The 23,809-nt window shown below is 37.1% G+C and carries 27 protein-coding genes; 7 read left to right on the plus strand and 20 right to left on the minus strand.

The window, feature by feature from the left end:
- Window positions 1-4: 4 nt before the first annotated feature.
- The 8 genes from parE to GD441_RS04195 form a co-directional block, all read right to left on the minus strand.
- The gene (parE, locus tag GD441_RS04160; RefSeq protein WP_153124023.1) at window positions 5-1,975 is read right to left on the minus strand and encodes a DNA topoisomerase IV subunit B; all 1,971 of its coding nucleotides are present in this window, start codon (window positions 1,973-1,975) and stop codon (window positions 5-7) included.
- A 421-nt stretch (window positions 1,976-2,396) separates the two neighbouring features.
- On the minus strand, window positions 2,397-2,810 hold the full coding sequence (locus GD441_RS04165; RefSeq protein ID WP_153124025.1) for a CoA-binding protein: 414 nt from the start codon (window positions 2,808-2,810) through the stop codon (window positions 2,397-2,399).
- A 14-nt stretch (window positions 2,811-2,824) separates the two neighbouring features.
- Window positions 2,825-3,058, minus strand: coding sequence for a glycine betaine ABC transporter substrate-binding protein (locus GD441_RS04170; RefSeq protein ID WP_225434125.1), 234 nt, complete (start codon window positions 3,056-3,058; stop codon window positions 2,825-2,827).
- A gap of 99 nt (window positions 3,059-3,157) precedes the next feature.
- A complete protein-coding gene (locus GD441_RS04175) occupies window positions 3,158-4,264 on the minus strand; it encodes an RNA-guided endonuclease TnpB family protein (protein WP_153124029.1) in 1,107 nt (368 codons plus the stop codon).
- Between the two features lie 11 nt (window positions 4,265-4,275).
- Complete coding sequence (gene tnpA, locus GD441_RS04180) at window positions 4,276-4,674, minus strand: IS200/IS605 family transposase (RefSeq protein WP_153124031.1); 399 nt, start codon at window positions 4,672-4,674, stop codon at window positions 4,276-4,278.
- A gap of 214 nt (window positions 4,675-4,888) precedes the next feature.
- Window positions 4,889-5,191: a glycine betaine ABC transporter substrate-binding protein gene (locus tag GD441_RS04185; protein ID WP_225434126.1), complete on the minus strand. Its 303-nt coding sequence runs from the start codon at window positions 5,189-5,191 to the stop codon at window positions 4,889-4,891.
- 74 nt (window positions 5,192-5,265) lie between these two features.
- Window positions 5,266-5,877, minus strand: coding sequence for an ABC transporter permease (locus tag GD441_RS04190; RefSeq protein ID WP_276567782.1), 612 nt, complete (start codon window positions 5,875-5,877; stop codon window positions 5,266-5,268).
- The gene (locus GD441_RS04195) at window positions 5,877-6,965 is read right to left on the minus strand and encodes a betaine/proline/choline family ABC transporter ATP-binding protein (protein ID WP_153124033.1); all 1,089 of its coding nucleotides are present in this window, start codon (window positions 6,963-6,965) and stop codon (window positions 5,877-5,879) included. The genes GD441_RS04190 and GD441_RS04195 overlap by 1 nt, the downstream gene beginning before the upstream one ends.
- A 225-nt stretch (window positions 6,966-7,190) precedes the next feature.
- Here GD441_RS04195 and plsY point away from each other — a divergent pair, with 225 nt between their 5' ends.
- The 4 genes from plsY (at window position 7,191) to GD441_RS04215 (ending at window position 11,914) form a co-directional block, all read left to right on the plus strand.
- Complete coding sequence (gene plsY, locus GD441_RS04200) at window positions 7,191-7,769, plus strand: glycerol-3-phosphate 1-O-acyltransferase PlsY (RefSeq protein ID WP_153124036.1); 579 nt, start codon at window positions 7,191-7,193, stop codon at window positions 7,767-7,769.
- Between the two features lie 754 nt (window positions 7,770-8,523).
- On the plus strand, window positions 8,524-10,611 hold the full coding sequence (locus GD441_RS04205) for a methyl-accepting chemotaxis protein (RefSeq protein ID WP_153124038.1): 2,088 nt from the start codon (window positions 8,524-8,526) through the stop codon (window positions 10,609-10,611).
- Between the two features lie 130 nt (window positions 10,612-10,741).
- On the plus strand, window positions 10,742-11,548 hold the full coding sequence (locus GD441_RS04210) for a CPBP family intramembrane glutamic endopeptidase (RefSeq protein ID WP_153124040.1): 807 nt from the start codon (window positions 10,742-10,744) through the stop codon (window positions 11,546-11,548).
- Between the two features lie 75 nt (window positions 11,549-11,623).
- Window positions 11,624-11,914, plus strand: a complete 291-nt coding sequence (locus GD441_RS04215) for a HesB/YadR/YfhF family protein (RefSeq protein ID WP_153124042.1) — start codon at window positions 11,624-11,626, stop codon at window positions 11,912-11,914.
- A 42-nt stretch (window positions 11,915-11,956) separates the two neighbouring features.
- Here the strand turns inward: GD441_RS04215 and GD441_RS04220 are convergent, their stop codons facing one another.
- The 8 genes from GD441_RS04220 to acnA form a co-directional block, all read right to left on the minus strand.
- Window positions 11,957-12,256, minus strand: a complete 300-nt coding sequence (locus GD441_RS04220; protein ID WP_153124044.1) for a hypothetical protein — start codon at window positions 12,254-12,256, stop codon at window positions 11,957-11,959.
- A 10-nt stretch (window positions 12,257-12,266) separates the two neighbouring features.
- Window positions 12,267-12,704, minus strand: a complete 438-nt coding sequence (locus GD441_RS04225; RefSeq protein WP_153124307.1) for an acyl-CoA thioesterase — start codon at window positions 12,702-12,704, stop codon at window positions 12,267-12,269.
- Entirely contained in the window at window positions 12,694-15,060 is a 2,367-nt protein-coding gene (locus tag GD441_RS04230) for an AAA family ATPase (RefSeq protein WP_225434127.1), read from the minus strand. Before GD441_RS04230 ends, GD441_RS04225 begins: the two co-directional genes overlap by 11 nt.
- A 162-nt stretch (window positions 15,061-15,222) precedes the next feature.
- Window positions 15,223-15,459, minus strand: a complete 237-nt coding sequence (gene tlp, locus GD441_RS04235) for a small acid-soluble spore protein Tlp (RefSeq protein WP_153124046.1) — start codon at window positions 15,457-15,459, stop codon at window positions 15,223-15,225.
- A 148-nt stretch (window positions 15,460-15,607) separates the two neighbouring features.
- Entirely contained in the window at window positions 15,608-15,751 is a 144-nt protein-coding gene (locus GD441_RS04240) for an acid-soluble spore protein N (protein WP_153124048.1), read from the minus strand.
- Between the two features lie 70 nt (window positions 15,752-15,821).
- Window positions 15,822-15,953, minus strand: coding sequence for an FbpB family small basic protein (locus GD441_RS04245; protein WP_153124050.1), 132 nt, complete (start codon window positions 15,951-15,953; stop codon window positions 15,822-15,824).
- Between the two features lie 122 nt (window positions 15,954-16,075).
- A complete protein-coding gene (locus GD441_RS04250) occupies window positions 16,076-16,582 on the minus strand; it encodes a peroxiredoxin family protein (RefSeq protein WP_153124052.1) in 507 nt (168 codons plus the stop codon).
- 365 nt (window positions 16,583-16,947) lie between these two features.
- A complete protein-coding gene (gene acnA, locus GD441_RS04255; protein WP_153124054.1) occupies window positions 16,948-19,674 on the minus strand; it encodes an aconitate hydratase AcnA in 2,727 nt (908 codons plus the stop codon).
- A gap of 397 nt (window positions 19,675-20,071) precedes the next feature.
- Between acnA and sspO the strand changes: the two genes are divergently transcribed.
- The gene (sspO, locus tag GD441_RS04260) at window positions 20,072-20,221 is read left to right on the plus strand and encodes a small acid-soluble spore protein O (RefSeq protein ID WP_153124056.1); all 150 of its coding nucleotides are present in this window, start codon (window positions 20,072-20,074) and stop codon (window positions 20,219-20,221) included.
- Window positions 20,222-20,368: 147 nt separating this feature from the next.
- On the opposite strand, the gene GD441_RS04265 is transcribed toward sspO, so the two are convergent.
- Complete coding sequence (locus tag GD441_RS04265) at window positions 20,369-20,629, minus strand: hypothetical protein (protein ID WP_153124059.1); 261 nt, start codon at window positions 20,627-20,629, stop codon at window positions 20,369-20,371.
- A gap of 116 nt (window positions 20,630-20,745) precedes the next feature.
- Here GD441_RS04265 and GD441_RS04270 point away from each other — a divergent pair, with 116 nt between their 5' ends.
- The gene (locus GD441_RS04270) at window positions 20,746-20,889 is read left to right on the plus strand and encodes a small acid-soluble spore protein P (RefSeq protein WP_153124061.1); all 144 of its coding nucleotides are present in this window, start codon (window positions 20,746-20,748) and stop codon (window positions 20,887-20,889) included.
- A 189-nt stretch (window positions 20,890-21,078) separates the two neighbouring features.
- Here GD441_RS04270 and GD441_RS04275 read toward each other — a convergent pair whose 3' ends face one another.
- Together GD441_RS04275 and selA are read right to left on the minus strand one after the other, a co-directional pair.
- Window positions 21,079-21,528: a hypothetical protein gene (locus GD441_RS04275; protein ID WP_153124063.1), complete on the minus strand. Its 450-nt coding sequence runs from the start codon at window positions 21,526-21,528 to the stop codon at window positions 21,079-21,081.
- Window positions 21,529-21,589: 61 nt separating this feature from the next.
- The gene (selA, locus tag GD441_RS04280) at window positions 21,590-22,990 is read right to left on the minus strand and encodes an L-seryl-tRNA(Sec) selenium transferase (RefSeq protein WP_153124065.1); all 1,401 of its coding nucleotides are present in this window, start codon (window positions 22,988-22,990) and stop codon (window positions 21,590-21,592) included.
- Between the two features lie 130 nt (window positions 22,991-23,120).
- Here selA and GD441_RS04285 point away from each other — a divergent pair, with 130 nt between their 5' ends.
- Complete coding sequence (locus GD441_RS04285; protein WP_153124067.1) at window positions 23,121-23,522, plus strand: Hsp20/alpha crystallin family protein; 402 nt, start codon at window positions 23,121-23,123, stop codon at window positions 23,520-23,522.
- A gap of 47 nt (window positions 23,523-23,569) precedes the next feature.
- Here GD441_RS04285 and GD441_RS04290 read toward each other — a convergent pair whose 3' ends face one another.
- The gene (locus tag GD441_RS04290) at window positions 23,570-23,809 is read right to left on the minus strand and encodes a SelT/SelW/SelH family (seleno)protein (protein WP_338091690.1); all 240 of its coding nucleotides are present in this window, start codon (window positions 23,807-23,809) and stop codon (window positions 23,570-23,572) included.

Here is a 23,809-nt window from a genome sequence, read left to right on the forward strand (position 1 = left end):
TAGCTTAGACCTCCTCTGTAATCATGATATTTTCGTTATCGAGTATGTTGGACTCATCCTCCATACCGAAAGCTACATGAGTTTCAATCCATTTTCGGCGAGGCTCTACTTTATCTCCCATTAATGTCGTAACCCGACGTTCAGCTCTCGCAGCATCATCAATTCGGACCCGGATGAGCGTGCGCGTTTCGGGATTCATAGTTGTCTCCCAAAGCTGATCCGCGTTCATTTCACCTAAACCTTTGTATCTTTGGATCATATAGCCTTTGCCTACTTTTTTGATGACACTTTGAAGCTCTTCGTCGCTCCAAGCATATTCCACAATCTCTTTTTTCCCTGTCCCTTTGCTTACTTTATACAATGGAGGCAAGGCAATAAACACCTTTCCTTCTTCAATCAATGGCCTCATATAACGATAGAAAAAGGTTAGTAACAGTACTTGAATATGTGCCCCGTCTGTATCAGCATCTGTCATGATCACGACTTTGTCGTAATTGATATCTTCAATGTTAAAATCAGCACCTACTCCGCCTCCAATGGCATGGATAATGGTATTGATTTCTTCGTTTTTAAAAATATCCGCAAGCTTTGCTTTTTCTGTGTTAATAACCTTTCCGCGGAGTGGCAAGACGGCTTGGAAACGTCTATCTCGCCCTTGTTTAGCGGAACCTCCTGCTGAATCCCCCTCTACAAGATACAATTCATTTTTTTGCGGGTTCTTCGATTGGGCAGGTGTTAATTTACCAGAAAGAATCGTTTCGGATTTCTTTTTCTTTTTCCCGTTTCTAGCATCTTCCCTGGCTTTTCTTGCAGCTTCTCGTGCCTGAAAAGCTTTGATCGATTTCTTAATGAGCATGGTTGCAGTATCCGGGTTTTCTTGCAGGAAATAGGCTAGATTTTCTGACACTATTGCATCAACACTTGAACGAGCTTCGCTTGTACCTAGTTTGCTTTTCGTTTGGCCTTCAAATTGAAGGAGCTCTTCCGGAATCCGAACGGAAACAATGGCAGAAAGTCCTTCGCGTATATCAGAACCCTCCAGATTTTTATCTTTTTCTTTAAGAAGGCCATTTTTCCGTGCATATTCGTTAAACACACGCGTCATTGCGGTTTTAAATCCGACTTCGTGTGTTCCTCCGTCTTTTGTCCTAACGTTATTCACAAAGCTGAGTACATTTTCTGAATAGCCGTCATTGAATTGGAAAGCAAAATCAACCTCAATACCGTTTTGCTCCCCTTCAAAGCTGACGACTGGATGCAATGTATCTTTTTCTTCGTTTAAGTAGTGAACAAATGCTTCAATTCCATTTTCATAGTGAAAAACATCCTGTTGATCGTTTCGCTCATCAATTAACTCGATTTTCATGCCTTTTAATAAAAATGCTGATTCACGAAGACGTTCAGAAAGCGTTTCATAATTAAACACTGTTGTCGAAAAAATAGATGCATCCGGCTTGAAATGAATCGTTGTACCAGTTCGGTTTGTTGTACCAATTTTCTCAAGAGTCGTTTCCGGCTTCCCTCCGTTATGGAAACGCTGCTGATAAACATTTCCGTCTCTCTTAATCGTCACAATAAGCCATTCAGATAAAGCATTCACTACGGAAGCACCAACGCCATGAAGACCACCACTCGTTTTATAGCCACCTTGACCAAATTTTCCACCTGCGTGAAGAACAGTCAAAATGACTTCTGGTGTTGGTTTTCCAAGCTTATGCATTCCCGTTGGCATACCCCGGCCTTTATCTGTCACACTAACGCTGTTATCCTTATGTATTTTTACAATGATATGATCGCCGTACCCTGCTAACGCTTCATCGACTGAGTTATCCACGATTTCATATACTAGGTGATGAAGACCTCTAGCATCCGTACTCCCGATATACATTCCTGGCCTTTTCCGGACAGCTTCCAGTCCTTCTAAGACCTGAATAGCATCTTCATTATATTCAATTTGTTTACTATTTCTCGTCAAAGCTAATCCTCCTTCTAACAAAACCGCTAACAATAATCTATCACATAAAGAACACTTGTTCTATATTTCTTTTCTAGTAAAATAGAAACGCAGGGCTTTAAGGTCTATGACCTATTTTAACGTTTATTATTTTTTTCGCAAATAACCTTTTCAATAAATGATACAAAATATGTGAATTTTTAATAGAATGGATTGCTATATTAACGGGTAATGATAACTGAACGCTAGATGATAGAAAGTGTGGATTATGGCCGATTTACCACACTTGAATAGCCTGTTTATCTTAGAGTGATGAGTATTTTTTATGAAACGACCATTATTAGCTTAAACCGGCGAGTTTCTGATAAATCAGCAGTAAATTTCCAAATGAGCAAGGTCTTACATTGAAAAAAGGAGCTCAAAAGCGGCTCCTCTTTCAAATTTATTTTGTTAAAGCATGCTCAACCTTTATACAGCGATCCATTATAACCGTGTAGCCGTGACTTTTTAAAAATTCATAGGCTTCTTCATTTACAACTCCTAATTGTGCCCAGAAAACATCACAGTCTATTTCGTGAAATTCCTTAGCGATTTCTGGAAGGAACTCTGATCGGCGAAAGACATTTACAATATCGACACGTCCTTCAATTTCTTTTAATGAAGCTACTGCTTTTACTCCTAAAGCTTCTTTAATCGATGGATTAACAGGAATGATTTCGTAACCGTTATCCTGCATGGCTTTAGATACCATATAGGAAGTTCGTTCTGGATTATCTGATAATCCAACAACAGCTATCCTTTTAGCATTTTTTAAGATTTTTCCAATTTCTTCTCTTGATGGGTTTTCTATTGTCATTGTGTTCCCTCACTTTACTCTTTTATTAAACCTTTGCTAATAAGGAAATCTTTTGCAACTTTTTTAGCATCTTCTTTATCAATATCTACTTTTGCATTCATTTCAGCCATCTCTTTTTCAGAAATTTTCCCTGCAAGCTCTGACATTACCTTTTTAAGTTTAGGGAATTTTTCCAGCGTTTCTTGTCTGACGATTGGAACGGCATAGTATGGAGGAAAGAAGGATTTATCATCTTGTGAACTACCCACCACCTACGCTTCGCTTAGAGGTGGGGGCTTCTAAGGTAGTCGCACCTAACGGTACGAAATTCACTTAGCTATCGAGCCTGTTCCATGCTCTATTTATGATTATACTAACAGTCGCAATCCTTCACGCTTGATATTGATAGAAGCATTCCAATCACGGTCTGCTACAAAACCACAATCACAGCGAAATGTACGCTCAGAAAGAGACAGAGACTCCTTTACTTGACCACAACATGAGCAAGTTTTGGATGATGGAAACCACTTATCTATTTTGATAAGCTTTTTCCCTTGCTCCTCTAACTTGTACTGGAGAAATGTCGTGAACATATCCCATGCGTTATCAGTAACGCTTTTACCGAAGTTGAGGGCTTGTGACATTCCTTTCATGTTGAGGTCTTCGATAACCACGCAGTCGTACCGTTTCGCTAATTTGTGCGATTCCTTATGAAGAAAGTCCTTACGTTGGTTTGCAATCCTTTCATGTAGCTTCGCTACTTTCAGACGTTGTTTGTGCCAACGATTAGAGCCTTTCTTTCTGCGTGATAGAATACGCTGTTCCTTCACTAATTTCCCCAAGGCTTGGCGATAGAAACGAGGGTAATTGGCTGTCTTACCTTCTTCACTATCAACAAATAAACCGTTCATGGAAAAATCTAAGCCAACAACAGCTTGTACTTCTTTTTGTACAGGTTGATGTTCATATTCAGTAAGAATAGAAACATAGTATTTTCCTGTTTTTGTTCGGGAAATGGTGCATGACTTAATGACATGATGTGACGGAATTTCTCGATGTTGTTTGATTTTGATACATTTGAGTTTTGGTAATTTGATATAACCATCCAAAAGCATAATGTTTCCGTTGACCACGTTGGTTGTGTAGGATTGTCTTGTCTTACGTTTTTTGAACTTCGGAAATTCAGCACGACCAGAGAAGAAGTTTTTGAATGCCTTCTGCAAATTGAGTTGAGCGTTTGCCAACGCAAGGCTATCGACTTCTTTGAGCCATGCAAACTCCTTTTTGTACTTGGCAGGAGTCGGGAATTTTTGCATTTTCAAGGTTTCTTTATCGTCCTTGAACTTCTCATATGTTTCCTTTCGTTCAGCCAACATTTTATTGTAGACGAAACGAACACAACCGAAGGTTTTCACAAGAAATTGCTCTTGTTCTTGTGTTGGGTACAGACGGAACTTATATGCTTTGTTTGCCATATCGAATCACCTCACTTCATCCCTTGATTTTCTATATACTGCTTGATCACTTCAATGGGCGCACCACCCGTTGTAAGTAAGCAAAAGCTTCTTGACCAAAAATACTCTTTCCAAAGTTTTCTTTTCACTTGTGGATAATGCTTTTTGATAAGTCGAGAACTTGCACTTTTATAGGCATTGATGAACTTTGATAGTTCACTATTCGGATGTGCTTTGAACAAAATATGCACATGGTCAATATCATGATTCCATTCGACCAAGGAAATATTGTAATTTTCACCCAGTCGAACAAACATATCTTTTGCATAGTTAGATATGGTATCATCAATCACTTGTCTGCGATATTTTACGACCAGAACAAGATGATAGTATAACATGAACACTGAATGATTATTGTTGTCTAATTTCATTGATATAACAGCCTTTCATTTATATAATACTGATTATATCATATCACAAAAAAGACAACTTTAGGCTACGCCTAACCGAAATTCATCTCCCACTTTCACTGATGCTCACGCACCTTCACGTTTAGAAGTGGGAGACTTCTTTCGGAGGGAAGTTAAATTTCTCTTTATATCCCTTTTTTACTTTATCATATACGGACTCTGGTGTATCTGATGATCACGCTTTTTCCTTTAGTACCGCTTCCAAGCCTGTACCCGTATATTCGACGTACATATCAATATCTCCTTTTTCCATAGCAGGAGTTAATATACTTACTTCCCCCAGACCATCTTTCAGCTCCACATCATAATTTGTATTCGCTTGAATGAATTCGGATAAGATATGTGAAAGAATATATTGTTCGGTCCAATTTTTTCCAGAAATCACAATTTTGTCACCTGATCCACTATTACAGGCAGATAGCCATGCAATCATACATACTAATACAATTCCCAAAATCCCATTTTTAGATCTTGTCATCTACCTATCCTCCCCATCGTTTAATTTGTCTTATTTTTTTAACCCTTTAGGTGTTGCAACCATTTCAAAAGTTTTTAGATTAAATCAAAAAATATCGCCAATAGAGCAGCAGGGATTGCACCGGCCAAAACAAGCTGGTTATTCCATGATGCAAGGCCCCTATAAATCAACTCCCCCAAGCCTCCTGCTCCGACGAAAGTGGCCAAAGTTGCTACGCCAACTGTCAAAACCGTTGCAGTCCTCACTCCCGCCATAATGAATGGAAGTGACAAAGGGAGCTCTATCTTGGTCAGAATTTGTTGATTTGTCATTCCCATACCTTTACCGGCCTCAATCACAGCCTCATCTACTCCAACAATCCCTGCATATGTATTTCGCAATATGGGGAGCAATGCATATATGGTCAAAGCTATAATGGCTGTAACATTTCCAGTTCCAAAAATCGGGATTAGAAATCCAAATAATGCTAATGAAGGAATCGTTTGAAATACCGCTGTTATTCCTATAACAAAATCAGCAATCTTCCTTTTTCTAGATACAATAATTCCGAGAGGCAATGAAATGAGTAAAGCAATGAATATCGATGTAAACGATAATAACAAATGTTCGATCATCCCTATTACTATTTCATCATAACGAGATTGAACGGTATGTAAAAACATCATAAATGCATTTCCCAATATCATTACATCCCCTCCACTTCAACCTGAGCATAATGAGATAGGATGGCATCTTTTGTGACAGCTCCAATTAGCCTGCCTTCCTTGAGTACTGGCAATGCTTCTAATCTATACTTAATCATTAGTCTTGCAGCTTCTTGTATTGATGTATCTTCATTAATATATACATTTACACCAATTAGTTCTGAAGTATTTTGTTCATCCGTGCTTTTCTCATAAAAGCCTACATACTCTTCGTTCTCATTCACAATATATAAATAAGGCAAGGAGTAGCCTTCCGTTTCCATTTTATTTAGTTTACCTTGGGTCATGGATGCACTGGGAAATAAAGTAGTCATAATAGAAGAAACTGAAGCATTTGAAGGGGTTAGTCTATTTTCGCCAATGAATTCTCTAACAAAATCATTAGCTGGTGAATGCAAAATAATTTGAGGTGTATCGAATTGTATAATTTTTCCTTCTTTCATAATCGCAATCCGATCGGAAATTTTTAAAGCTTCATCTATATCATGTGTAACAAAAACAATCGTTTTTTTTATGTTTTTCTGCAATTCTTTTAATTCGTCTTGAAGTTGTTCTCTGCTTATAGGGTCAAGTGCACTAAAAGGTTCATCCATTAGTATTATAGGAGGTTCAGCAGCTAAAGCTCGAACAACTCCTACTCTTTGCTGTTGACCACCGCTCAGCTCAAGAGGGTATTTATTTCTGTATTGCCTTGAATCAAGTCTAACTATCTCCAATAATTCATCTACTCGTTTTTCGTATTTTTCTTTTTTCCAGCCTTTTAATTTTGGAATTAAGGAAATATTTTCTGCAATCGTCATATGTGGAATTAAACCAATTTGTTGAATGACATAACCAATATTCCTCCTTAATTCTACGGGGTCTTTCTTCTGAATATCCTCTCCATTGACTAAAATAGTTCCATCACTCGGTTCAATCAATTTATTAATCATTTTCAAAGCTGTTGTCTTTCCACACCCGCTTGGGCCTATGATGGTTACTAATTCACCCTTCTGTATCATGAAACTGATGCCTTTGATGGCTTCAAACCCATCCTCATATCTCTTTTTAACATTTTCAAAAACAATCATTCGTTCACCTTCCATAAAACCCTATTCTTTCTTATTGTATATTAGAAAAACATGGCAAATAAAACCCTTTCGAAAATCTTTTTCATTAATAATTGTTTCAAGTTATAGAATTGACTCTATCATATAGATTGAAATAAACAAAAATATTCAATCGGCACATGGCATTTTCTAAATCTCATGGTAAAATAATAAGACAAAATGCTAATAGAGAGGGCAATTGTATACATGATCATTGTAGTTTTGATTTTGTCATATTTACTAGGTTCTATTCCGTCCGGTCTCATAATAGGGAAGATGTTTTATGGGATCGATATTCGTGAACACGGAAGCGGAAACCTTGGGGGAACGAATACATTTAGGACACTTGGTGTCAAAGCAGGCCTTGCTGTTACCATAATGGATGTCCTAAAAGGGACTCTTGCAACGAGCTTGCCTCTTCTTTTTCATGTTGATGTACATCCGCTTGTGGCAGGAGCGTTCTCTGTTGTCGGTCATATGTACCCGGTATTTGCAGGTTTTCGCGGAGGCAAAGCTGTTGCGACTTCCGGAGGAGTACTACTAGGTTACGTACCTTTATTATTTTTGTTATTTTTCGCTGTGTTTTTTATTAGTTTATATATAAGCAAGTATGTTTCTCTTTCTTCTATGATTACGGCTTCGATTGCGTTAATTACATCATTCATTGTGAGAGACATTCCGTTAATCATTGTTGTTGCGGTTTTTACACTATTTATTTTTTACCGTCATCGGGCGAATATTATAAGAATAAAAGAAGGTACAGAACCAAAAATAAAGTGGTTATAAATCAATAAAAACCATTAAAAAAGGCCTGCTCCAGGCCTTTTTTAATGGTTTTTTCCTATTTTTCTATTCTAACTACAACCAAAAGTTACTTAAAAACGCTTAAAGAGAACTAGAGTGCATGGATGACAAAAAAGAATAAACTGCTTCGTGATCCATACTAACCTCTTGAACAAATGATATAAAGACTACTGCTAATTTCTACTGTCAAGACAATACTGTCAAGAATGTATATTGGTAAATTTTTATTTATGTAAAATTTATCAAAAAAAAGAAGTTGTTCATCTTGTCGTAGTTGTATACGCTTTTGAATCAACTTTTTTTATTCTCAATATAAAAACAAAATGTTGAAAAAATTTCAAAAATGATAAAAAAGCTCCTTTAAAATTTGAATTATAATAAATGAAAGATTGTATAAGTCTTCCATCCCCATTTTTTAGCAAGGCTGTTTTCGCAAACTTTGTTGCTTTTTAACAAGTAGTGAGGATCGGTTGATTTCCGCTCCAGGATGCTCGCTTTCCGCGGGGCGGGCGGTGAGCCTCCTCGGCGCGCAGCGCCTGTGGGGTCTCACCTGTCCCGCTGCTCCCGCAGGAGTCTAGCACCTTGCGCTCCAATCAACCAACTTTTTTTATCAAAGGTTTTCATTCCCAGAACCTATGTAAAAACAACAATTTTTTAGAAAAGAGCCTTTAGCAAAGAGAGGTCGTGCCTTAGCTGGTTATTTTCTTTTTTCAACTTAATATAAGGAGGTGTCCTCATGTCTTTAAAGACAAAGCTTATTACGGGTGTTTTACTAACCACATTCTCCATCATTATTGTTAGTTCTGTTTTTACATACATTTCTGTTCAGCTTTTCTCTGATCATGCAAAAACATTGACAGACGGTCTTTCTGCTGATGTAAAAAGGGATGTCAGCGGATTTGCCGGACATTATGCGGGAACCTTGACCTTTCATGAAAATCAGAATGTAAATAACGCCATCAATACTATTCTAGATAATGCCAAATCTTCTCTCCAAATGGCAGCGAATTTTGAAGTGGTTTTTTCTGATAATTCTGCAGAAAAGAAAGAGCTTTTCAAAAAAATCATTCATGAGAACTCTATGCTTTCATTTTTTTACTTAAGTACTTCCGATCATCAGTTGACGATGTACCCTGAAAGAAAAGACCTTCCACAGAATTCAGATCCAAAATCCCTACCATGGTATGGTCCGGCAAGTAAGTTAGAGGAAGGCAAGTTTTATATCACAGACCCCTTTTGGGATCGTACTGGAAAACAGTATCATGTAACAATCAGCATGCCGTTATACAAAAATGGGAAATTCTTTGGAGTCATTGCCACAGACCTTTCGCTAAAGCAGCTTACTGATCGAATCACCAACACAAAGGTCGGTACAAGCGGTTACGTGATATTGACGGACAAACAGGGAAATCTCCTAGCCTATAAAGATCAGAGCCTTGTAAAGCAGCATGTAAATATTTCGAAGCTGCCAATCTTTAAAGAAAAGAAAAACGAAAACATCTTTTTGGATATCGAAAAAGTTAGTTATGTAGGACAAAGGCACGAAGAAACAGGCTGGCAAATGTTTTCAGTCATTTCTCAAGAGGAAATCCAATCATTCTCAAATTCCATCTCTCAAAATATGAGCAAAAGGATTAAATCTGCGGATAGTGAATTAAGTGCCATCTTATCAAAGCTCTTTTCGACCCAAGTAGTCATCATTATCGTATTGGTCACACTATCTATTGTGATCAGCATTATGTTCTCTAGATACTTTATCAATCCAGTTAAAGAGCTTTCTTCCTTCATGAAAAGGGTAGCAAGCGGAGATTTAACAAAAACGATGAAGGTAAAAACGAAGGATGAAATAGGATTTTTATTCTCCTCTGTCAATGGTATGATTGAGAGCTTCCGTGAAATTGCTTTGAAAATGAATCACTTGGTCAAGGAAGTTGAAAAAGATGCAGAGGTCTTAAATGAACAATCACGCACCTCGTCTGCTGTGACGGAAACGGTTAGTGCTGCTATGATACAAGTAAGCAGAGGTTCTGAGCAGCTTGCTGCTGACATGGTCAATATCTCATCAAATGTCGATCAAAATGTATCAGCTGTTAGAACAATGTCAGATAATATTCAAACCATTGTCAAGCAGGCTAGAGAAACAAAAAAAATTACTTTTGAAGGCCAAACAGCAATGGCAAACCTCAACACAAAAATGGGAGATATTGTCGAACAGTCTCTCGAGTCTACCAACATCATGAAAGAGCTTGATCGTAAGCTCCAAGCCATAAATGAAATCTCAACGTTAATCCACGATATCGCTGAGCAAACGAATCTATTGTCTCTAAACGCTTCTATTGAAGCGGCAAGAGCTGGTGAACAAGGTAGAGGATTTGCCGTTGTTGCACAAGAGGTGAAAAAGCTCGCTGAACAAAGCAGTCATTCCGTTGGAGAGATTACTGAGTTAATCAATGAAATCCAAAAAGATTCAACAAAAGCCCTTCAAAATATTGAACGTGGAAAATCATTTGCTGTTGAAGGCTCTCAGATGTCCCATGAAACCGAAAAATGCCTAAATAAAACGATTGAGTTTATTGATCACCTTTCGCATGATATTGAAGAAATTGCTTCTGCTAGTGAATTGCTTTCTCAAAGTAGTGACTCCATATCCCATTCAGTAGATAGCGTAGTCGCAATTTCAGAGCAAACAAGTGCAGGTGTTCAAGAGGTATCCAGTACAACCGAAGAACAAAGGAAATCGGTAAAACAAGTTCACCAAATCTCGGAACATTTAAGAAAACTTACGATGGAACTAAAAGATTCCATCAATCGTTTTCAAATTTAGCTCTTTAAGAGTTGACATTTGTCAACTCTTTTTTACGCTATATTTTATAAACCAGCACTTCTTCCCTTTTTATTTCCAATAGATAGTATAAGTAATATAATGAAAACAAAAAAGAATCGGGTTGTTGAACATGTCTAATTGGTCGATCAATCAATTTATACATATATCACTTAGTTTTTTATTTTTAGTTGTTGTATTTCTAAGCCAACAATTGCATTATCATTCTTTGTTAGCGATCGTAATCCTTTTGGTCGTTTCCATTCCGTTCTTAAAGGAATCCTCCCGACTTCTTGTATGGATCATTATTGGCTACATATTCGGAGAATTTTTGTTCATTTACGGTGTTAAATTCATCGATTTCTTGGCACTTTCTTCAGAATGGAAAGTTATATTAGGTAGATGTTTTTTAATCCTATATATCTTCCCTTTATTCATTGTTATCAAATCATTTCGCCCAAATCTAAAGCTTCCTCTTAATAGAGTGAACTATTACGAAAAAATAAAAGTCCCCTTTATCCTTTTTGGTAAAACCGAACAATCTCTCTATTTTTTTCTCATAGTTGCCCTAGGAATTAATATTGTTTCTTTAACACCCTTAGTTATAAAAAACGCAAGCCATCTAACCGTGTTCCTCTTCATTGCAGCATTTATATTTTCATTCGTCAATTCATTGCTCGAAGAATTATTATGGAGAGGAATTTTGTTACCTTCAATGGTCGACATTACCGGAAAAAACATTGCCATTGTTATTAACTCAATAGGATTTGGCCTTGTTCATTTATCGCTTGGTTTTACGCTTTTACCATGTCTCCTTTTTATGGTAGGAGGCTATTTCTTCGGTGCTCTAACCCTGCGAACGGGAAGCATTTGGCCCTCTTTCTTTTGGCATTTTGTATTGAATTTATTGATGGTCTTAAGCGGGATCATTTTTTTATAATTGCTTCCTTTTAATAGTAATACAAAGAACATTATTCTATAATAGCTTTAAAGAGTAAAAGGGTAGGTGATTATTTTGAACATTTTTATTTCAGATGAGGCTTCTCAATGGTTTGAGGATGAGCTAGGTTTAAAAAAAGGAGATCATGTAAGGTTTTATGTTCGATATGGAGGATGCGGCTCCATTCAATCAGGCTTTTCACTGGGCATTAGTAAAGATCAGCCCGATCAAATAGGTGCTTCTTTATTAAAAAACGATATTCTATATTATGTAGAAGAAAAAGATATCTGGTATTTTGATTCACATGATTTAGAGGTTACATACAATAAGAAGCAGGATGAAGTAGAGTTTCATTATAAAAAATGAGGAAAAGTGCCAGGTTTTACTTGGCACTTTTCCTACATGTTCTTATTCGTTATCCAATAAATTAGTTTCTATACCTTCTGCCTTAAGAATCCTTTCCTGTACATCACCCAATAGATCATAATGGGAATAACCATTTTTCCGTATGTGAATCCATTCTCTTTTTAACCCATGCTTTCTTCCCCAAGCTGCGAGCTGATCTAGATCATGACAGCCAACTTTTGTAATGGTCTTACAATCTGGAAAGCGTTCATCAAACCAGTAGTGGGTAATAAAAGCAATTTCTCCTTCATCGATTTTCCGCTTCCACTCCATTAATGCTTTACGTTTAATCCCGAATGCCATTGGCTTTCACTCACTTTGACTTTTCTTGTTTAGTCTTTTTGTTTTTCTCATAAACTTCATGCCAATCTGGATATAGCCTTTTTATAGAAATCGGTCTGAAATTTTCCTTTTTAACACATACATGATCAGAGGTAGCCGTTGCACATATCTCGTTTTTTTCATTTACAATTTCATAGCCATACGTAGTACGGATCCCATCATATTTTTCAATCCAAGTTTTAATCTTGACATTTTCACCATAACGGACAGACTTCAGGTAATTTATATTTACATTCAATACAGGAGAAATAACCCCATCTTTTTCCATGTCAGTATAATTAAAGCCTAGATCTTTTACAATTTTTGTTCTCCCCAACTCCATCCATACTAAATAATTAGCATGGTATACAACCCCCATTTGATCTGTTTCTGCATATCGTACTTCTATTTCTTTTTCACTAATATACATCATTCTTTTCCCCTTTTTGTATTTTGTTCAGTGCAACTTTTACATCATCTATTAAAATAGATTGTGCATCCTCTACGCTAAGTAACGTAGAGTTTTTTAAGATCCGGTATGCTTGTGCCTGTATCGCCTCATCAACAATATTGGTTGCAAGGCGACCATTTCCTTTTAAAGGTAAACTTTCTAATCGGTCTTTGATATATGAAATAGATTCCTCAGATAAACGGTATTGGTAACGATTACTATATTTTTTCATAATTTCTATCATTTCATTTACAGAATAATCCGGGAAATGAAAGAATTTTTTAAATCGAGAACGCAATCCAGGATTACTTTCAAGCAGTACATTCATTTCGTTATGGTAACCTGCAAGAACGACAACAAGGTTTTCATTATGCTTAGTCATTTCATCAACTAATGTATCAATCACTTCTTTGCCAAAATCGTTGCTAGTACTGCTGAAAAGCGAGTACGCCTCATCAATAAATAAGACGCCTCCTAAAGCATCCCGGATTTTCTTTTTCGTCTTAATGGCTGTTTGCCCCACATACCCTGCTACAAAGTCGGCTCTGCTAGCAATAATAAGGTGGCCTCTTTTAAGCATTCCGCATTCTTTCAGCAATTCAGAATAGATCTTAGCAACCGTTGTTTTGCCTGTACCTGGATTTCCAGTGAATACAGCATGCAATTGAATGGGTACGGTTGGAAGCCCTTTTTCCTTACGAATCTTTTGCATTTTCACAAAAGAAATCAAGCCTTCAACCTCTTTTTTTATATCGTCTAATCCAACAAGCTCATTCAGCTTTTCCATTGGTCTTGATTCATTCTGGTCGATTTCTGTTGTAAAATCTTCCCCGTCTAGCACAGTGAAATTCGTTACATTTTCTTCATTTTCAAAGGTTGTAGAGGCCCCTTTTTTGAAAATGGCATTTAAAATGATGGATTCTACAGCTCTCGCATTTCCAAATGTTTCGTCTACTTTTTCCTTCTCCAGCCTATTTTTCAGCTCTCTTTTGGCCGATGCTGTTAAATAGTAATCTCTTTCATTGGCCATTTTTTCTCCAATCATAAGTAGTTCATCCATTGAATAATCCGGTAAATGAAAATGATTGGATTCTGGGAATCGGCTTCTTAAACCGGGATTTGATCTTAAGAATTGTCTCATTTCTTCTGGGTATCCGGCTAAGATCACAGAAAACTTCCCTTTATAATCCTTATGGGTCATTAAGGATACTAGAGTGTCGATTGCGGTTTGTCCAAAGTCATTCCCAGACTGACCTTCACGTTTTAATGAGTATGCCTCATCAATAAATAAAACCCCACCTAAAGCTTTCTCGACAATCATTTTAATATTTTCTTCGGTTTGACCCATATAGGCTCCAACAAGCTGACTTCTGTCAACTTCCAAAACCTCTTCTCTTTCAAGAAGCCCTAGCTGATGATAGATTTTTGCAAATAACCGAGCTAATGTTGTTTTTCCGGTTCCAGGGTTTCCAGTAAAAACCATATTCAAGCTATGGTCTTTTTTTACTTGGAATCCAAGCTTCTCTCTTTTCTTTTGATATTGGAGAAATTGATAATAGGAATTAATTCTGTTTTTTATTTGATGTAACCCGATCATATCGTTTAATTCTTCTAGAGGATTCTTGTGATCCTCTGACAAAGGCTCTTCATCTTCAAAAAGGCTTTCCCATTCTTTCTTTAAGTCTTTTATTCTCTGTAGATGGTTTTTTACATTTTCAAAATGAACAGATGTATAGAACACCCCTGTTATCGACTCTTTATATTCCTCAGAAGCCTTTAACAAATGGGAAAAATGACTTTGAAATTCTTGAAGAAGCATGAGCATTCTTTCATATAAGGAAAGCAAAACAGCATCCGGGTTGTTTTTTGTAACTCCGTAAGTTTTTTCCACATCATCCCACTCATCATCTATTATATCTAAATATTTTTTACATATCTCTATATATTCCTCTGCGATTTTCTTTTTTGCCGGCCTGTTATCTGTTTCACGTATAGATGGAAATTGAAGCTCTTCAAACAGATTCTTTTTCTCTCGGTAATTGTTTTCTGATTTTAATTGTAAGGCTAGCTTGTGAGATGGATCATGATGTAACGCCATGTTGATCCATGTTTGGAACAACCGGTCATCCAGCCCTTTATTCTTTCGATCAATAGCCAGTAAACTGAAAAGATTACCTTTTACCTGAGCCATTTCCTCTGTAGATAAAAGACCGGAGTTGTTTTCTATAAATGTCAAATAATCAAGAAGTGTTTCTGAGCTGAAATATTTACCATCTCTCAAAGCCTTCGATGTTTCTTCTTTGATTTGAGCTATTCTTTGCTGTTCGTTGACCATACTATACCTTCTTCCCCTAACAATTCATTCTTTATCTTATCATAATTTGCAAGTATACACTTATGAAGACACTCATGGCTGTTAGCTGGAACAACGAACCAAAAATTTTATTCTCAATTCATAAAAAAAGAGCTGAAGAAAATCAGCTCCTTTTTCGAAAAATTATTCTCTAAAGCCATTTTCTCTTGCATTGGCTTCGTCTTGAATTTCAGCTCGGAAAGCTTGGATGCTTTCTTCACGGCGTTGATTTTTAGCTTCAATTTGTTCTCTTTGCTCTGAAGAAGAAAAATGCAAAGATTCTTCTGCTCTTTCGATATTTTCAATTGTATTTTGAACCATATCCTGTAGCTTTTCTACATTATCTGAGCGATCGTCTTTATTTGGCTTGTTCCAAGTCATTGTTTTTTCCTCCTAGCTTAATGGTAGTGCAATACTATTTTGCATCACTATAGAAAAGATATTGGTTGAAATTATTGTTAGAATTAATTTATTGTAATTTTGTTATGTAAACTAAATGTAAGGACGGTAAAACCCGCCCTCACTCATGTTATTCGCCTTTTGTTTGGATGACAGCCGGATGGTCACCAGACTGATCCTGCATCTGGTTTCCTTTGTTTCCGCCTGCAGCTCTACTTTTTGTACCTATATGACTCGGTGTAAAATGCTTTGAATCTTTTTTCGGATTTCCCATAAAAAAATCCCTCCTTTTCATTATAGTTTGTTAAAAAAGAGGGATTAAATAAGTAGTATATTTTTGAAGCTTATTCAGCTTTTTGTAAATGTCTTTTTTCAAGACGATCTTCAATTTTTTCCATCGCTTTTACGTCACTTAGCAATTCTCTTTTGTTTTCCATTACTAATTCTTCAAAAGAACGTTTTCTTCTTCTTTTCATTTATCTTCACCTTCTCAATATTATAATACCTACTATTCTTTCCAAATTAACAAAAAATTATGACATAATTGTTACAAATAAAAAATAAAAAATGCTCCGCGTTAACGGAGCACGAAGAAATTTTATAGTTCAGCCATTTTTTCTTCCATATCTTTATACGACATGGCACCTAGGAATTTTTCTTGAATAATCCCTTTTTCATCAATAAAGTAAGTTGTTGGAATTGTTAGGATTTGATAGGTTTTACTCACTTTATCTTCTTGATCCAATACGATTGGGAAGGTAACACCCATCGACTCGGCAAATCCTTTTACGTCATTATCTGGATCTATATTCACCGCAAGGATTATTTCATCATCATCCATATTCGTGTAATATTCCTGCATTTCCGGCATTTCCGCTTTGCATGGAGGACACCATGTCGCCCAAAAATTAAGCATGACTTTTTTTCCTTTAAAATCAGAAAGTTTTACTGTTTCACCATCAAGCGTCTGTAATTCAAAATCAGGGGCTTTTACACCAACTTTTAATCCAGGCAAACGATCTTCTTTTTTCTGCTCCATCGCGTGAACCATTGCAACTGTTACTAGTAAAATCAATGCAACTGCAGCAGCAATTTTTTTAAACATAAGAACCTCCTTAACCAATAAGGTGTGAAATGAAAAAGCTGATCATGAAATACCCCACTATAAATGTAATGATCCCTATAAAATGTATGTATAAGCAAAAAGCAAATATATCCAATTCATCTTAACAAATAGATTGCCAAAATAAAAGCCCTCCAACATCATCCCTCTTTTTTAGTTTACAACAACCATAAAAAAATGGAAAGAGATACATAGTAGGGTATATTTTTTATTTAAAAATCGGCTGTTCAAAAAGGACAACTTCATTAAAAAATCAAGAATAGTGATCTATCGTTATTCATAAGCATAAAAAAGGGGCATCCAAAAGTCGAAAATTCGACTCATTGGATAGCCCCACTTATTTTGATTTAAGCCTTTTGTTTATCTTTAGTTTGAAGTTTCTCACGAAGTACCATTGGAAGGATCCCGCCATGACGATAGTAGTCAATTTCCACTTCACTATCAAAACGAACGAGTACTTCAAATTCCTTCTTGCTTCCATCCTCTGCAGTTGCAGTTACTTTCACAAGATCACGAGGTTTTACCGTTTCATCAATTTGAACTTCAATTACTTCTTTACCTGTTAAACCAAGTACATCAGCATTTTCTCCTTCTTTAAATTGAAGAGGAAGAACACCCATTAGAACTAGATTAGAACGGTGGATACGTTCGAAGCTTTCTGCAATTACAGTTTTAATGCCTAAAAGGTTTGTACCCTTGGCAGCCCAATCACGAGAGCTTCCCATACCGTAATCTTTACCAGCTAGAACAACGAGACCTGTTCCATCTTGCTTGTATTTCATACAAGCATCATAAATGGACATCACTTCGCCAGTTGGCCAATAGGTTGTGTAGCCACCTTCAGTTCCAGGTGCAACTTGGTTACGGATGCGGATGTTTGCAAATGTACCGCGCATCATCACTTCATGGTTACCACGACGAGATCCGTAAGAATTGAAATCACGAGGTTCAACACCATTTGCACGCAGATAAATACCTGCTGGAGTGTCTTTGCCAATTGATCCAGCTGGGGAAATATGGTCTGTTGTTACTGAGTCACCAAATTTACCCACTACACGTAAACCAGAAAGTGGTTTAACTTCTCCTGCATCTGGAGATAATCCTTCAAAGAATGGAGGATTTTGAATATATGTTGAGCTGCTGTCCCATGTATATAAAGGATCGTTTCCTGTTTGGATTTGGTTCCAACGCTCATTATTATTAAATACTTGCTCATACTCTCTACGGAATAACTCTGGTGTAACTGTGCTCTTCACGACCTCATTTATTTCATCTGTAGATGGCCAAATATCTTTGAAGAACACATCATTTCCGTCTTGGTCTTTTCCAATCGGTTCATGATTAAAATCAATATTTACAGTTCCCGCTAGTGCATAAGCCACTACAAGTGGAGGTGAAGCTAGATAGTTAGCTTTTACTAATGGGTGTATTCGTCCTTCAAAGTTACGGTTACCAGATAGGACGGATGTAACTAACAAATCGGATTCTGCAATAGCTTTTTCAATTTCATCAGCTAATGGACCAGAATTACCGATACAAGTCGTACAGCCATAACCGACTACGTTAAAGCCCAATTGCTCAAGGTAAGGCAGCAATCCAGAATCACGAAGATATCCAGTTACAACCTTAGATCCTGGCGCTAAAGATGTTTTAACATAAGCAGGAACTTGAAGTCCTTTTTCAACAGCTTTCTTAGCTAGAAGCCCTGCACCTACGAGAACATATGGGTTAGAAGTATTGGTACAGCTCGTAATGGCTGCAATCGCAACGGCACCTGTTTTCATTGTAGTTTCCGTACCGTTTGCAAATTGAACAGTCACTTCTTTATTGATGTCAGCTGCGTCTAATCCGAAGCCTTGGTTACCTGCAGGAGCAGTTAATGCTTCATTAAATGCTTTTTTCATCATTGAAAGCGGAATTAAATCCTGTGGACGTTTAGGTCCAGAAAGATTTGCTTCAATTTCAGATAAGTTCAGTTCCACTACATCTGTGTAAACCGGCTCAGCATTTGGATTGAAGAATAGTCCGTTTGCTTTACAGTAGACTTCTACAATCTTGATTTGCTCTTCGTCTCGGCCTGTTAATCTCATATATTCTAAAGCTTCATCGTCAACTGGGAAGAAACCGCAAGTAGCACCATATTCAGGAGCCATGTTTGCGACTGTAGCACGATCAGCAAGAGGTAAAGTTGCAACCCCAGGGCCGAAGAATTCAACAAATTTTCCTACTACACCTTTTTTACGTAGGACTTGAGTTACTTTTAATGCTAAATCCGTTGCAGTTGCACCGTTTGGAAGCTCCCCAATTAATTTAACACCGATTACTTCAGGTACTGGGAAGTAAGATGGCTGTCCAAGCATTCCAGCTTCTGCTTCAATTCCTCCAACACCCCATCCAAGTACACCGATTCCGTTAATCATCGTTGTATGGGAGTCTGTACCTACAAGAGTATCCGGATATGCTTCAAATTCGCCATTTTCACCTTCAACAGCGTGAACAACATTCGCTAAATATTCAAGGTTTACTTGGTGAACGATCCCTGTTGCTGGAGGTACTGCACGATAATTGTCAAACGCTTTTTGAGCCCAGCTTAAGAATTGATAACGTTCAGCATTTCTTTCAAATTCTAAATCCATGTTCACTCGTAAAGCGTCAGGTGTTCCTGCTTTATCAACTTGAACAGAGTGGTCAATTACTAGATCAACCGTAATTTCTGGATTGATTTTATCTGGATCTCCGCCAAGATCTGCCATAGCTTTTCTCATAGAAGCTAAGTCTACTACTGCTGGTACTCCAGTAAAGTCTTGAAGGATAACGCGTGAAGGCTTAAATGGGACATCTACATCCTTCACTTCGTTTGTTCCCCATTTTGCCAAGTTTTCTACATGTTCTTTTGTTATAACTCGACCATCTGCTTGACGAAGTACAGATTCAAGCAGAACTTTAATAGAGTATGGAAGTTTCCCAACATTTCCAACTCCTGCTTCTTCTAAAGCACTTAATCGATAGTAGTTGTAGCGCTTACCATTGACTTCGAAGGAACTTCTCGCATTAAAAAAGTCTTGTTTTGCCATTGTACTGCTTCCCCTCTTCCATTTTCAATTCATAAAAAAGTAGGCTGGTCTATTTTCCTTTATAAAATAGACTTCTAATACTTCAATATAAAAGAAAAATCCGTAAATGTCGAAAAGTTTGAATATTTACTTCTATCATAACTTTTCTTACAATTTCATCTTAATATAAGAATCAACATAAGTAAATAACAAGAAAGTTATTGTTTTTGATAAGTTTTTCTTATATTTAAAAGATTTCATTTAACTCGAACTTGATTTGTCAAGGTTTAACATTCCATGATTTTCCCTTTAAAAATGATACGAAACAAATTTTTATTATCTCACAAAAACAAATTTACTGTTTTATTCGTATAGAACCTACCCTGTCTTTTCAAACTAAAATAGGAGGTGAAAAAGTGTGGGAAAAAGAAAAGCCAATCATATTATTCAGGGTATGAATGCTGCAAGCGCCCAAGGGAAAGGCACAGGATACAATGAAGAGTTTTCTAATGAACCTCTAACAGAAGCTCAAAGACAAAACAACAAAAAACGAAAGACCAATCAATAAAAGGTAATGGAGCGAGAAGTGTCGAAACCATTAGAATCGGGTATCGCCTTTTCTGCTCTTTTTGTTACTTTTTGGCAGTCAAATACAATAACACGTCTTTATCACATGAAAAAGAGCCAACCACATGATCGGGTCAGCTCTGGATGATTAATCCAAGTTATTTATTTCGTTCACAATACTTTGCAAATCCCTTTGGTATTGCTGAAGCTGGACTCTTTGATGCTCTGAGGCAACTTCCAATGCATTTTCGATTTGTTCGTAGGCTTCTTGCACTTCTTCTTTTAAATGGGCAAGCTGTTTTCCATAGGAAGCCCCGTCTTTGACAAGCTCATTGTATACATCATCTGCCTCTGCAAATCCCTGCTGTGCTGCTTGGAAAGCTTGCTGTTTATCTTTATGGTAAGGCATGTTTGCCAACTCCTTTCAAGCATTTCTTTTCTTAATTTGGCACGATTTCATCATTGTTATACATGAATAAAACGTCAGAAAAGAAACAATATAGGAAGGAAAGGAGGTTGGCAAGTATGAACAAAAACGATGGCAAAGATATGCGCAAAAACGCACCAAAAGGGGATAACCCCAATCAACCAGCACCAATGAGCGGATCTCACAAAGCAAAAAACCAAAAACATTCACGACAAAAACACAACTCCGGTCACGACATGTAGTACATTGCCTCCACTGAGGGAAGTTTCACTTTATTTTACCCGAAGAGCAGGCGCTTGGCGGAAAGCGCCTGCTTTATGGAATATCGAAACCCCCTGCTATCCATTGACAGGGGGTTCGTTAGATTTTTTACATGTAGAAGCTTATTTACCTAAGAAGTAAGCGTATATGAGAGCCACGGCCTCTTTCCTTTATGCAGGCTCTCCTTTTTTTCTCATTCGATTAAAATAGAGGAATATTGGTAATGGAATCACAATAAAGCCTAGGCTTTTAATTATTTGATTTTTCGCGTTATTTTGCTGTCTCGCTTTCTCATCCTTCACCATTTGTTCATATTGAGAACGCAGCTCTTCTTCAGATAAATTGGTTTCATTCTGTCCGTCTTTACCTGATTGCTTCATATCCTTAAAATCTTGAAATGATTGATAATATGCTGGAGGGTTGACTAAATCAGCCGTAGCCATAAAAATTGAGATTCCACCACCAATGACCATCATCAAAGTAGCAAAAAGAACTAAATATATATATAAATGACGAAACATATTTTCTCCACCGCCTTCTTTATTTTTCACAGCAATCCCGATGATAAAAACAATGAGCACTATAGGTAATAACGTCAAAAGGATGCTAAATGCAATCAAAAAATCGCCTCCGGATTCTGTTTAGTAGATTAGACGCTCTAGATTACTTGATCGTTACCAATTAAGTAAATATTCTCTTTAATGCATCTTTAATTTCGGCCAATTCTTTCTCACGAATCGTCCTAACATCGAATATAAGTTTGTCTTTTCTAATTCTTGCGACTACTGATGGAGACTGTGTTCTTAAGCTTTTGTGAAGGCTCTCTGCTGACATTGAAAAATGATCCAATACTACAGTATAGGTTGGCATCGTTTCTTCAGGAAGTGAGCCTCCGCCAATGGTACTTTCATCTTTTTCAATTATGGCCGAAATCGATGGGACTTCATCATTTATCATGTTAGCTAATAGTTGGGCTTTCTTGTTTAACTCTTGTTCGGAAACTAATAGATCTTTTAATACCGGTATCGTTCCCGCAGCCCTTTTTTCACTTACGTATTCGGCTAAGGTTGCTTCAAGTGCAGCTAAGGTCATTTTATCCACACGCAGCACCCTTGCAAGCTGATGCTTTTTGAGCCTATCGATCAAATACTTTTTACCGGCAATGATCCCTGCCTGTGGTCCTCCAAGAAGCTTATCACCGCTAAATGACACGAGATCTGCCCCTTTTTTTATAACCTCTTGGACAAGCGGCTCCTCCCCAATCGGAAGATCATATAACACCCCGCTTCCCAAATCCTCATAGTAAATAATATGATCATGCTTACGCGATAATTCGATCAATTTCTCTGATTCCACATTCTTAGTAAAACCGATTATTTTAAAATTGGAGGTATGTACCTTCATAATCATGGAGGTATTTTCATTTATGCTATTCTCGTAATCGGATAAATGAGTTTTATTCGTCGTACCTACTTCTCTTAAAATAGCCCCACTTTCTTCCATTATTGAAGAAACTCGAAAAGAACCTCCAATTTCTACAAGCTGTCCACGTGATACGATCACTTCCTTGCCTTTTGCCAAAGCCTTTAAAATGAAATAGACGGCTGCAGCATTGTTATTTACAACCATAGCGGCTTCGGCTCCAGTCATTTCCTTAATCCACTCTTCAATGTGGCTATGTCTTGACCCTCGCTTCCCAGATTCCAAATCGTACTCCAAATTCGAGTAATTTGATGCAATGTTCATGACATGTCGGACAGCTTCATCACTTAATACAGCTCGTCCCAAATTGGTATGTAAAACCGTACCTGTCGCATTAATGACCCTTTTTAAGCGATACGAGAATTTATTATTCAAACGATTTTCTAATCTCGCAAATAACTTAGATATAAACGCTTCTGTGCCTGGGTGTTCTCCCTGCCATTTTCCCGAAAGCAAATGATGTCTAGCATCAGAAAGTGCATCTCTTAATAGGGCTGTTAATCGTTCCTCCTCTATCAGATACTTCCGTTGTAATTTTTGGAACTGCTCATGCTTCTTTAGCTCATGAACAGGAGGAATAGCACGTAGTAAACTTTTCACAAGCTGACCTCCGTAGGATTTTTTTCCATTATAGCACTCTCACAAAATTTCTGTGAATACATACAATATAAAACTAAACCTTTTATAAAATCAGGTTCGAATGTTTTTAACATAAAGTGAGGAATAGGTAATGGACAAAAGTACTTCGAATAAGAAGGGAGATTCACTTACTTTCGAACAGTGGATGGAAAAGTTTTTTTTGGACCCATTTACTAGCTACTTAGACGAGTCTGAATTCAGAATTGACGTATATGAAACAACAGAAGAATATATAGTAGAAGCTTTATTGCAGGAATATTTGCCAAAGCAATTAGAAGTAGAAGTCAATCATGATGTTTTAACCATCAAGATGGAGGCAGAAGAAATCGGAAAGACATTCAGAAAAAAAAGGAACATCCGTTTTCCTTTTTATATCTATAACCATTCTATTAACGCGTTTTATGATCATGGCATCCTTGAAGTCAAAATTAAGAAAACCAAAAACACACATACAAACCAAAAAAAACAGATCCAAGTGAAATCTATAAAATAAAGGCTGGAACACAACGATCGTTTCTTGTTGATTCCAACCTTTTGCTTTTATAATTCTTCCATTAATTTAATAATTTCTTCGTGGTCAGGAAAAACACCTGTCTCCTTTTTTGAGAAAATAAGTTTTCCATTGACTGTCACTTCAAACACTCCACCTGAACTAGGAACCATTTCAAGCTTGGTGACACTTCCACGAAAATGATGAAACAAATCTTCCGCGAAACTCGCGGCTTTTGGCGCATAGTTTCACATCATGCAAAATTCTACTAGAACCTCAAACTTTTTCAT

Origin of the sequence: Peribacillus tepidiphilus (assembly GCF_009466385.1) — a bacterium.
In the GTDB taxonomy this organism is placed as follows: domain Bacteria; phylum Bacillota; class Bacilli; order Bacillales; family DSM-1321; genus Bacillus_BN; species Bacillus_BN tepidiphilus.